This window comes from Lacunimicrobium album, from assembly GCF_052161635.1.
Taxonomy (GTDB): Bacteria; Planctomycetota; Planctomycetia; order Planctomycetales; family Planctomycetaceae; genus SXPC01.
The window spans coordinates 1,525,041-1,536,436 of sequence record NZ_CP197413.1; the positions used below are offsets into that span (position 1 = coordinate 1,525,041).

Consider the following 11,396-nt stretch of genomic DNA (forward strand, 5'->3'; position numbering starts at 1 on the left):
GTCAGTCCGTTCGTACCGCGTTGAAAGGGAATCCTCAACAGCAGCGATCTTAGCCTGAGCGTCCAGTGAAGGATCGTGTAATTCGTCACCCAGCGGCAGTGCCAAAAGTCATATTCCAGACAGATTCTCGCCAACATTCTTCATTTCAACCCCGCTGCCTGGGCTTTCAGAGCCGCCTGCGTCCGATCCTGAACCTCCAGCTTCTCAATAATGCTCGACATATAATTCTTCACTGTTCCTTCCGCGATCTGCAGCACCTTGGCAATCTCCTTATTGCTCAACCCACCCACCAGCTGCTGCAGGACCGTCAGTTCCCGTTCCGATAGTAGTTCAATCAACTCATTCAGCTTCTCTGAACGAGGAGCTGACGCCTTACTGAACTCCGCCACCACCTTCGCCGCGACCGAAGGCTGCAGCGAAGACTCCCCCCGATACGCCAGCTGAATCGCTTCCACCAGACGCTCCGTCGGCGTGTCCTTCAATAGATACCCGATCGCCCCCGCTCGCAAAGCAGCAAAGACCTCTTCGTCATCATCGAAGGTCGTCAAAACAATCACCCGACAGTCCGGCAACGTCGATCGAAGAATGCGCGTCGACTCGACACCATTCATTCCGTCCATCCGAAGATCCATCAAAACAACATCCGGCCGCACTCGTCTGGCAACATCAATCGCCTCCAGCCCGTTCCTCGCCTCTCCCACGACCTCCAGCTTCGCTTGGACCGACAACAGCTTGCGCAACCCATCCCGAAACAGCAGCTGGTCATCAACAATCAAGACGCGAATCGACATTACCCCGGTAACCTCATCTCGAGTTGAACTCCCCGTCCCGGAACAACATTGATGCTCAGCTCACCGCCAAGAATCTGTGCCCGTTCACGCAGCCCGATAAGCCCAAACCCACCCGTCAGACTGACCACGCCTCCACCATTATCCGCAATATTCAGCCGCACGAACACATCGGAACGATAGTCGAGTTCCACATCAACTTGCGTAGCAGACGTATGCTTTCGCACATTCGTCAGCCCCTCCTGCGTCGCACGATAGAATGCCAGAGAAACAGCCTGCGCAAGCACGCGAGGCGTCCCGGACACCTCAAACGTCGTCTGAAAACTCTCACGCGCATCCGCAACAACCAGATCCGAAATCGCCTTCTCCAGACTTCGATTCTGCAACGGAGAGGCCCTCAACACAGACACCGACGTCCGAATATCAGCCAGCCCGCTCTTGGTCAATTCCTCTGCTTTGGCAATCGCTTCACTGGCACTGGCAGGGTCCTGATTGATCATCGCCTGAGCAGCTCGCAGCTGAATGTTGACCGCCGTCAGAACATTCCCCACGCTGTCATGGATGTTGCGAGCCATCTCATTGCGCTCGCGCGTGATAGCAAGCTCCTCCGCCTGCACCCCATACTGCCCCAACTGACGATTGAGGATCCCAAGCTCTGCAGCCAGTAACGCCACCTCCGCCCGCCCTCTCTCAGCGCTGGCAGCAATCTGCGCAAACACGAATGCAAACACCGACCCCAGGCTGAACTGCAACAGGGCCCGCAGCACAAACTCCTGACCATACACATCCGCAATCGCCCAGCCAAGAATCCCCGAGCTGATCAGATACGCCAGCAGCGCAAACGGCGGCGACAAAAAGAGAGCCGCATGCCCCACAGGCACCAGCGGCATCAGCCACAGAAAGCGTAGCTCTCGTACGTTTTGCGCCACATAAAACAACACCATGATCGCAGCATACTGGCCTGCGAAATGCAGCAACACCCGCCCCCGATCCTTCCCCATCAACTGTGTCGGTATCGAGTCCGCGCGAAACCCTCTCTGAAAATACTCATGAAACCGGCGCGTATTCCACAGACTCCACGCCGCAAAAAAGCCGGTCGCAATCACAGCAACGACAAGCTGCCAGCCAGTCAGCTTCTTCCACGAATAATAGACAAACGGACCAACAGCAAGCAGGATCAACAACAGCAGCCCCGCCTGCCCCACATAGACCGCACGCCTCCTCTGCGTAACAAAAGTCTCATCCCGCTCAGCAGACGAAACTCGATCGAAAGACAGCGAACCAATCGCAAGAGGACTTCCCTCGGAAGTGACTGAAGTCTCAATACGATCCATGGAGAATGTCGCTCAAAGAATGCCGCAGAAGAAATGCCCAGCCAGTTCGAGTAACGGACGTCGCATTATTCCATCCTGAGACAGACTTTTGCAATACGCGGTTGCATGAGTCGCATGACAGATGGCTCAAGCGGAAGGACTTACCTGCAACGTCATCTACAGCAAGACTGTGTGCTCAATCCATTTAACACGGAACGTATCGGCCGCCTTCCTCTGAAGACTCTTTTATTAGAGCATATGGATGATATGAACCGACCATTCACTCCAGTTCGAAACAGAAAAATCGTCAACAATTGCGCCAGGGTGTTCTGAAAGCCACCAATGCTTGACGTCTTCGTATTCGAGGTCGTTCAATGTGAAGGGCGTCCAGCGCTCCATTCTTTGATCTTGATCGCAGGGATCATTCCCTCCACTGAAGAACTCATTTAAAAATCGCTTGGGAGGAAAATATCCCGACGATTCAATGACTCCGAAAATGCCAAAAAGAACTTTGGCGTTTTCGGACAGCACATTCTTGGCGATCTCTGTATTCATAAGTCGCCTCTCCAAAAGCAGACGTCGCCAAACACTGTACGGTGACTACCTGCCTTTATTCGCGATTCGCAATGTATGTCCAGCGACCGACCAAAGGCCCATCGCCAGTCGTGTCACCCTCAAGCGTAAGTCCCAATTCGATGAAGAACGCATGACGGCTTCGAGATCGTCGACCACAATGAGGACGTCGTCCAGGCGTTTGACCGCCATCGCCTTCCTCTTCCTCACACCCATCCTCTACCATCCCAGGACGTAAGCAAAAATCAGAGGCGCAACAATAGTCGCATCCGAGTTGATGGCAAACTTCGGCGTATCCGCATCAAGTTTCCCCCAGGTAATTTTCTCAGTCGGGTTCGCACCTGAGTAAGACCCGTACGATTCGTTGGTATCCGTAATCTGGCAGAAGTAAGACCAGAACGGAACCTCCACCAGCATGTCCTGCTGCAGCATCGGAACCACACAGATCGGAAAGTCACCCGCAATCCCGCCGCCGATCTGGAAGAAACCAACACCTTCACTGCCGCAGTTCTTCTGATACCAGTCCGCAAAGAACATCATCATCTCGATGCCGCTCTTCATCGTGCTCGGCTTCAATTCGCCACGCATGCAATACCCAGTAAAGATATTGCCCAGCGTGCAGTCTTCCCAACCCGGAGTGAGGATCGGAATATTCTTCTCAGCAGCCGCAAGCACCCAGGCGTTCTTCGGATCGATCTGGTAATACTGCTCGAGCACGCCCGAGCGAACAACGTCATAGAAGAACTCGTAAGGCAGCTTCCGCTCGCCCTTGTCTTCAGCACTCTTCCACACTTCATGGATGTGCTTCTCAAGACGACGGATCGCTTCCCCTTCCGGGATGCACGTATCCGTGACACGGTTGAGGTGTTGATCGAGAAGCTTGCGCTCGTCCGCTGGGGTAAGGTCGCGGTAGTTGGGAATGCGGACGTAATGGTCGTGAGCAACCAGGTTGAAAATGTCCTCTTCCAGGTTATTAGCCGAGCAGGAAATCGCAGCGATCTTGTCCTGACGGATCATCTCCGCCAGCGACAGGCCGATTTCAGCCGTCGACATCGCCCCCCCCATCGCCAGCAGCATCTTCTTGCCAGACGCGTTGTGAGTACGCCAGGCTTCGGCAGCATCGACAAGGGTCGCTGAGTTGAAGTGACGATAATGATGTTTGACGAAAGTCGAAATAGGGCCGTTGGTCATCGCTGAATGTCTCCATTTATCAGATGCTGCGACAGCAATGTGTCGCGGAATGTTTGCGCGAAATCAGTCGGTAAAGACCTGATATAACAGATGCAGGAACATTGGTCTAACGTCCCTGCGTTTTCAGGGCCAAAGCAGCCTAATGGGCAGTGAATTTCAGTCCGATGATCGAGATGATCATCAGCGTCAAAAACATCATTCGAAGCGGATTGGCCGATTCCCCCAGAAGAAAAATCCCCAGCAGAACGGCTCCGGATGTCCCAATTCCGACCCAGACCGCATAAGCAGTCCCAATGGGCAACGTCCTCGCAGCAACAGCAAGCAGATACATACTGACAACAATACCAATCAGCGTCAGCACGCTCGGAACCGGCTTGGTAAAGCCTTCCGTGTACTTGAGCCCAATGGCCCAGCAACTTTCAATAAGACCAGCAATAATCAGCAAAAGCCACGGCATGGGACGCACCTTCCATAAGGCGTCGTCTTGTCTTAACCGGGTACGTCGCTCATCGTCCGGGCCGAAGTGGCTGTGAATGCGTTTTGTGTCGGTAAGGATAGGGCGGGATTTCAAGAGAGTCAAGGTGCCCAGCCAGCAGTTCTTCAACACCAGATACTCGCCAGACGGGCCACGCAGCCAACTCATGCGTCGGTCGACTTGCACTAGGACATCGCCTTGATTCCACTCAGACTGCCAGCCATGATGTCTCTCTCCAATAAGAGTCGTTATCCGTCGTTTGTACCTGGAAATTCTCCATGCGTTTCGCCTTCGTCCTTTACGTTCTGCTGTCCCAATGCCTGTCCGCTGCCATAGCCCAACAGCCCAATACTGATCCCTATCCCACCCCGCTCAACAAAAAGGGCCTGCAGGTTCAGATGATCGACGATGCCATCGCCCTCGGCGTGCAACACGCCGCTTTGAACGTCGATCTTTCTCAATTGACCAGTTCAGTCCTCCAAAAGGACGCTCCCCGATGGACACTCAACGGGAAAGAATACGCCTTCAATCCCGCCGTCGTCGCGGACCTCGATGCGCGAGTCAAGCCCCTCAGTGATCGAAACATCCTGGTGAACTTGATCCTTCTCCCGTACGCAACCAAGGCCCCAGTCACCCAGCAAATCCTGCTTCACCCTCGCTATGCAGCCAATGAAAAAAACACCGGCCCCATTGCCATGTTCAACACAACGACACCACAGGCAGCAGACACCTTACAGGCCTGTACCGAATTCCTCGCACACCGCTACAGCAGCGATCAAGGCCACGGCCGAGTCTGGGGTTACATCTGCGGAAACGAAGTCAATTCCCACTGGTTCTGGGCGAACATGGGACGCGCCAACCCAGAAGAGGTCGTGACCGAATACGAAAAAGCAGTCCGCCTGATTCATCAATCAGTGCGCAAATCCTCCACCCACGCGCGCGTCTATCTCTCTCTGGAACACTGCTGGAATCAGCGCTACGCCGGTGGCGACGAACTTCAGTGCATCCCAGGGCGTCAGTTCCTCGATCAATTCGCAGCCACGGTCAATAAGCACGGCAACTTCGACTGGCATCTCGCCTACCACCCATACCCCGAGCCCCTGACCGATCCGCGGTTCTGGAATGACGAAAAGCATTCTCTTCCACACGCCGACTCCCCCTGCATCACGTTTCGCAATCTCGCAGTCCTGACGAACTATCTTCAAAAAGAAGACCTGCAATGGGAAGGACAGCCTCGCCGCGTCATCCTCTCCGAACAAGGCTTTCATTGCGACGAATCCCGACCCGACGGTGAACCCGAACAGGCAGCCGCCTACGCGCTCGCCTACAAGATCGTCGAGGCTCTCCCGGGAATCGATGCCTTTATCCTCCATCGACACACCGACCACGCTCAGGAGGGCGGTTTGAATCTAGGCTTGTGGACCAATCAGCCCGGACAACTCTGCACACCAGACCGCAAACGCAAAATGTACGACGTCTTCCAAGCCGCAGGAACCTCGCGCGAAGCGGAGGAGTTCCAATTCGCCCTTCCGATCATCGGAGCAGCGAGTTGGGAAGACGCACTAAGCAAGCAGAAAGCAAATTGAGATCAATCGATTTTCAACCGATACCCAACCCCCCGCACAGTCTCGACTAGATCCGCCTTCGCCAGCAGCTTCTGTCGCAGAGAGCGGATGTGAACATCGATCGTTCGTTCAAGGGCGTTCGCATCTTCGCCACGGCAGATATCCATCAATTCGCTACGTCGAAATGGGCGTCCGGGATGGCGTGTGAGGGTCCAGAGAAGCTTAAACTCCGTCGGGGTGAGGACAAGTTCCTGCCCATCCAGACTGACCTGATGTTTGATACGGTCGACGGTAACCCCCTGAGCCGAGACAACGTCAGCAGACGTCTGCTCCTGCTGTGGACGTCTCAGGAGTGCCTTGATGCGGTGGATAAGAGGTTTGACTTTGAAAGGCTTGGCAACGTAATCATCGGCCCCCATCGAGAAGCCGACGATCTCGTCGACTTCCTCACTCTTGGCAGTCAGCATCAAAACGATGATGCTCGATGTGCGAGGATCCGCACGCAGTTCTCTGCAGACCTGCAGACCATCCATCACCGGGAGCATCAGGTCGAGAATGATGAGATCCGGAAGAGCGCTTTGTGCTTTTCTCAGGCCGTCTTGCCCATCCGTTGCCGTGATGACGTCATAGCCTTCACGCAGCAGATTATAGCTGAGAACTTCGACCAAAGACCGCTCGTCTTCAACAACAAGGATCTTATGCTTTTCCATCGAGGGCTACCTTGCAGGTCGATATCTGGAGTTGCTGAAGCCCGTCAGTTGGACTTCAGGCGGCAATCTGATCCGGGAAAATAACGCCCTGTTCAGATCGCCTTAAGTGTGGTGGTCGTCGTGATGTTTGTGTCGCACGATGTTGCCTTCGACGAGGTAGATAACTTCCTCAGCGATGTTGGAGGCATGATCGGCAACGCGTTCAATATGTTTCGACGCAGAGATCAGGTGAATCCCGGCGTCGATTGTTTCAGGATGCTTCTTCATCTGGACAATGACTTCATCAATGATCACCCGATTGAGATCATCAACCAGATCGTCATCAGCACAGACCGCGCGGGCATGAACAGGGTCGAGATTCACATACGAGTCAATACTGCGACGGAGCATGCCAATAGACTTCTTGACCATCTCACCAAAGCCGCCAGGAACGACGAGCTTCGGCATCCGCTTCATCTCGGTGAACCGCTCAGTCAGGTTGAGCGCGAGATCACCGACCCGCTCGAGTTCGCCAGAAATCCGCATGACCGTCGTGATTCGACGCAAATCCGTCGCCACAGGCTGGTGAAGTGCAAGCAGCTTCAAGCACTCTTCTTCGATGTAGATATCAATCGCATCGATCTCATGATCACGCAGGAGAATCTTATCGATCGTGGTCGTAGTCTGGTCAGTATAGACACGGACTGCATCGTTGACGATTTCTTCCACTTTGGCACACATCGACAACAGGCGACGGTGAAGAGATTCCAGATCGCGAATCAGGTGAATAGTCATCGAAGGAAAATCATTCTAACTGGCGTGTCGAACAGATCGCGGAGGGCTCACAGGGACCAACTCGCAGATGATTCATCCTATCTCAGGAACCTGGTTGACTCCAGTGCATGCGGATCCAACATCAGCCGAACCGGCCAGTGATGTAATCCTCGGTCTGCTTTTGTTTTGGTTTGGTGAACAGAGACTTGGTCTGACCAACTTCAATCAGCTTCCCCTGGTAGAAGAAGCCTGTAAAGTCACTAACCCGAGCCGCCTGCTGCATATTGTGAGTCACGATGACAATCGTGTACGCCTGCTTGAGTTCAAAGATAAGGTCCTCAATCCGCGACGTCGAAGCCGGGTCCAGAGCAGAAGCAGGCTCATCCATGAGAATGACTTCCGGACTGGTCGCAAGCGTTCGCGCGATACAAAGTCGTTGCTGCTGACCACCCGACAAAGCCAGCGCCGACTTCTTAAGACGATCTTTGACTTCGTCCCACAGCGCAGCCTGTTTAAGCGAACGTTCGACAAGTTCATCGAGGTTGCTCTTACCACGCATCCCAGCCAGTCTCGGGCCAAACGCAATGTTGTCGTAGATCGATTTCGGGAACGGGTTCGACTTCTGAAACACCATCCCGACTCGCTTGCGAAGAGCAACCACATCAATAGTCGGGCCGGAAATATCAATGCCGTCAAGCAGGATGTCCCCCGTGTGGACGGTCCCTTCCACGATGTCATTCATCCGGTTGAGTGTCCGCAGGAACGTACTTTTCCCACAACCAGACGGGCCGATCAACGCCATGACCGACCGAGCCGGTATCTTCATATGGACATTGAAGAGAACCTGGACATTGCGGTCGTAAAAGAAGTCGAGATTGCGGACCTCCATCTTGAGAGGTGCGTTCTCATCTAACTCGCCGTTGCCGGAAGCGGTCGCTGTTCTCGGGGGCTGATTGACGAGATCAGCGTAGGTTTGAAGTTCCATTTGTCCCGTTACCACTTGAGGTTTTTCTGGAATCGATGTCGGATGAAGATCGCGATGCTGCTCATCAACAACAGGATGACCAGAAGGACGATGATGGCTGCGGCTGCTTCATTTCGAAAGGCACTTTTGGCCTGGAGAGCCGCATAGTTGTAGATCTGCAGGGGCAGAACGGTGTAAGACGACGTCGGAACCTGCACGATCGCAGCTGGGTTCTGGATCAACTGAGGGATGGTTTCGATCTTGCCCGGAGTCTGGCCGATGTAAGTCACTGCCCCCAGAACAATCAAAGGAGCCGACTCACCAATCGCACGAGACACCGACAGGATAACTCCCGTCATAATACCAGGAACCGAAGCAGGAAGCACCTGCGACCAGATCGTTTGCCACTTCGTCGCCCCCAGAGCAAGACTGGCGTGACGGATCGATTGAGGTACCGAACGAAGGGCTTCCTGAGTCGAAATGATGATGATCGGAAGTATCAGAATCGAGAGGGTCAATGAGGCAGACAGGAGGTTATTACCCATCTGCATATAACGCACAAAGATCGTCAGTCCGAGCATGCCATAAACGATCGAAGGAACACCGGCCAGATTCGAGATGTTGAGCTGAATGAGACTGGTCAGCCAAGTCTTGCGGGCATATTCCTCAAGATAAACCGCAGCAGCCACCCCCACAGGAATGGCAATACAGGAGGTCATCATCATCAACCAGAAAGTCCCCCAGATCCCCACAAGAATACCCGTGCGGTTCGGAGAGGCCGAGTCGAAGCTGGTCAGAAACTTCCAGTCCAGACTTCCTTTGGACATCTGAAAAATAACGATCAACATCACCGTCAACGCAACAATCCCCACCCACGCCGACAGGCTGCACAGAACCTGAAACGCCCCACTGGTGAAGTGACGCATCTTCAGACGCATGACCGGTTCGTTGATCGGAGGATTGATCGAGACAATCGGGGGCTCTGACATTAGTGGTAGACCTCCCGAAAGCGCTTGAGAATGTACTGGGAGAGAACGTTCAGGAAAAACGTCATGACGAAAAGTGTCATGCCCACCGCATAGATACTGATGTATTCATCGCTTCCACGAGTCGCATCGCTCTTCGAAGCCTCAGCAATGTACCCGGTCATCGTCTGCATATCCTGGAACGGGTTCAGTGACAGACGGGCAATCGCCCCCGCAGCCATCGCAACAGCCATCGTTTCACCCAGAGCACGAGAGATCGCGAGCAGGAACGACGCCAGAATTCCCGACAATGCAGCCGGAACGACAATCCTGCACGAAACATCGAAACGAGTCGCACCAAGCGCGAGCCCCGCTTCACGCAACCCGCGAGGCACAGCCCGGAGAACATCTTCGCTCAACGACGAAACCATCGGGATGATCATCAGTCCGACGACGATCCCGGCACTCATCGCATTAAAGTGACTCACGCCCGTCGAGAACAGGCTCGTCAGTATCGGGTCCAGTGGCTTCAAAACATAGGGCGTGATGAACACCAGAGCAAGATAACCATAGACAACAGTCGGAATGCCAGCCAGAAGCTCAAGCGTCGGCTTAAGAATCCCGCGAAGCCTCGGCGAAGCGTACTCGCTCAGATAAACAGCACTCGCCAGCCCGAGAGGCAAGCTGATCGCAGCCGCAATGCCAGTGATCATCAGCGTGGCAGAAATCAAAGGCAGCACGCCGACGTGACCGTTTTGAGGCGCCCACTGTGTTCCAAAGAGAAACTGCCAGACGCTGTAGCGGGCAAAAAAGCCAGCCCCATCAGCGTTCCCCCAGAACGACTCTTTGAAGAGGATGTAGATGATCGAAAACGTCACGATCACCGAAATGAACGCGCATAAGAAGAGCAGGAAATAGATCGCCTGCTCTTTCACGCGTCGGAAAGACATCCTGACTTGCAGGCTTTGATGGGGGTCAGCGTTCATGCATGCGAGCGTTGGCAGAAATGCCGGACGCGAACTTTCAGGTGTCAGAGTGGAAAGTCACGGCCCGCTCGAAACGTCCGTCTGTGTGTCTGTTTCGAGCGGAGGATACTTAACGTCTATGAAAACCTATTCCATGGCTGCCTTCAAGGCATCCTGAGCAACCTTCAGTTCAGCTTCCGGCAATTGAACATAACCAACTTCCGGAACAAGGGCTTGACCTTCGTTCATGTAGAAGCTGACATAATCCTTGACCACCGGACGCTTGAGGGCAGCTTTGTTGACGTAAATATACAGCGGGCGAGAGAGAGGCTTGTACGTTCCGCCCAGGATCGTTTCCTTAGTTGGAGCAACGCATTCCCCCTCAGCACCAGTCTTGATGCTCAGTGCCTTCAGCTTCTCCGTGTTCTCGACGTAGTAAGCAAATCCAAAGAAGCCCAGCGCGTTCTTATCGCCAGTAACCCCTTGGACGAGTTGATTGTCGTTGACAGCTGGTGTGTAGTTGTCGCGAAGCTTCTTCCCCTCGACGATCGCTTCCGCGAAGTAATCGTAAGTTCCCGACTTGCTGTCTGGACCGTACAGCTTGATCTCTGCATCTGGCCACTCAGGGTTGATCTGGTTCCACTTGGTGATCGTGCTGCCTGGTTCCCAGATCTTCTTGAGATCTTCGACACTCATGCAGTCGACCCAGGTGTTTTCCTTGTGAACAACAACAGAAAGACCATCGATCGCAACCTTCAGTTCGACGAATTCGATATTGGCTGCCTTCGCTTTTTCTGCTTCCCCGTCTTTGATCGGACGAGACGCATCGCTGATATCGATATCGCCTCGAACGAACTTGTCAAATCCACCACCAGTTCCAGACAGACCGACTTCAGCCACCAGATCCTTCTTGTTCTTCAGCTCTTCAGCCATGATCTGCGAGATCGGGAAGACTGTGCTCGAACCATCGATTTTGACGGTATCATTGCCATAGCCAGCAGCGGCTGCATCACCACCAACGGCTGCATCGCCACCAGCGGGTTTTGTTTCAGCTGGGCAACCAGACATGGCGATCAGCAGGGAGAAGGCAAACAAACTCGTGACAAAAGATTTCATAAGGGCAATTCCGATTGT

13 protein-coding genes and 1 riboswitch are annotated in these 11,396 nt (G+C 53.9%); of the genes, 1 reads left to right on the forward strand and 12 read right to left on the reverse strand.

Going from position 1 to position 11,396, the window contains the following annotated elements:
• Positions 1–140: 140 nt before the first annotated feature.
• The 6 genes from SH248x_RS05980 to sugE all read right to left on the reverse strand — a co-directional run bounded on the left by SH248x_RS05980 (position 141) and on the right by sugE (position 4,322).
• On the reverse strand, positions 141–791 hold the full coding sequence (locus SH248x_RS05980) for a transcriptional regulator (protein ID WP_459557601.1): 651 nt from the start codon (positions 789–791) through the stop codon (positions 141–143).
• Entirely contained in the window at positions 791–2,122 is a 1,332-nt protein-coding gene (locus SH248x_RS05985; protein WP_459557602.1) for a sensor histidine kinase, read from the reverse strand. The genes SH248x_RS05980 and SH248x_RS05985 overlap by 1 nt, the downstream gene beginning before the upstream one ends.
• A gap of 228 nt (positions 2,123–2,350) precedes the next feature.
• Positions 2,351–2,656 carry a hypothetical protein gene (locus SH248x_RS05990; RefSeq protein WP_459557603.1) on the reverse strand — a complete coding sequence of 102 codons (306 nt, stop codon included), beginning with the start codon at positions 2,654–2,656 and terminating at the stop codon, positions 2,351–2,353.
• A gap of 45 nt (positions 2,657–2,701) precedes the next feature.
• Complete coding sequence (locus SH248x_RS05995) at positions 2,702–2,866, reverse strand: hypothetical protein (protein ID WP_459557604.1); 165 nt, start codon at positions 2,864–2,866, stop codon at positions 2,702–2,704.
• Positions 2,867–2,893: 27 nt separating this feature from the next.
• Positions 2,894–3,865, reverse strand: coding sequence for a deoxyhypusine synthase family protein (locus SH248x_RS06000; protein ID WP_459557605.1), 972 nt, complete (start codon positions 3,863–3,865; stop codon positions 2,894–2,896).
• Positions 3,866–4,004: 139 nt separating this feature from the next.
• Positions 4,005–4,322, reverse strand: coding sequence for a DMT family transporter (gene sugE / locus SH248x_RS06005; protein ID WP_459557606.1), 318 nt, complete (start codon positions 4,320–4,322; stop codon positions 4,005–4,007).
• Positions 4,323–4,338: 16 nt separating this feature from the next.
• A riboswitch (guanidine-III (ykkC-III) riboswitch) is annotated at positions 4,339–4,398 on the reverse strand.
• Between the two features lie 220 nt (positions 4,399–4,618).
• Here sugE and SH248x_RS06010 point away from each other — a divergent pair.
• Positions 4,619–5,926 carry a DUF5722 domain-containing protein gene (locus tag SH248x_RS06010; protein WP_459557607.1) on the forward strand — a complete coding sequence of 436 codons (1,308 nt, stop codon included), beginning with the start codon at positions 4,619–4,621 and terminating at the stop codon, positions 5,924–5,926.
• Between the two features lie 2 nt (positions 5,927–5,928).
• On the opposite strand, the gene SH248x_RS06015 is transcribed toward SH248x_RS06010, so the two are convergent.
• The 6 genes from SH248x_RS06015 to SH248x_RS06040 all read right to left on the reverse strand — a co-directional run bounded on the left by SH248x_RS06015 (position 5,929) and on the right by SH248x_RS06040 (position 11,378).
• Positions 5,929–6,615, reverse strand: a complete 687-nt coding sequence (locus SH248x_RS06015; RefSeq protein ID WP_459557608.1) for a response regulator — start codon at positions 6,613–6,615, stop codon at positions 5,929–5,931.
• A gap of 102 nt (positions 6,616–6,717) precedes the next feature.
• Positions 6,718–7,389, reverse strand: coding sequence for a phosphate signaling complex PhoU family protein (phoU, locus tag SH248x_RS06020; RefSeq protein ID WP_459557609.1), 672 nt, complete (start codon positions 7,387–7,389; stop codon positions 6,718–6,720).
• A gap of 121 nt (positions 7,390–7,510) precedes the next feature.
• Positions 7,511–8,353, reverse strand: a complete 843-nt coding sequence (gene pstB / locus SH248x_RS06025; RefSeq protein ID WP_459557610.1) for a phosphate ABC transporter ATP-binding protein PstB — start codon at positions 8,351–8,353, stop codon at positions 7,511–7,513.
• 8 nt (positions 8,354–8,361) lie between these two features.
• On the reverse strand, positions 8,362–9,321 hold the full coding sequence (pstA, locus tag SH248x_RS06030; protein WP_459557611.1) for a PstA family ABC transporter permease: 960 nt from the start codon (positions 9,319–9,321) through the stop codon (positions 8,362–8,364).
• A complete protein-coding gene (pstC, locus tag SH248x_RS06035) occupies positions 9,321–10,283 on the reverse strand; it encodes a PstC family ABC transporter permease (RefSeq protein WP_459557612.1) in 963 nt (320 codons plus the stop codon). The genes pstA and pstC overlap by 1 nt, the downstream gene beginning before the upstream one ends.
• A gap of 126 nt (positions 10,284–10,409) precedes the next feature.
• A complete protein-coding gene (locus tag SH248x_RS06040; RefSeq protein ID WP_459557613.1) occupies positions 10,410–11,378 on the reverse strand; it encodes a PstS family phosphate ABC transporter substrate-binding protein in 969 nt (322 codons plus the stop codon).
• Between the last annotated feature and the right edge of the window lie 18 nt (positions 11,379–11,396).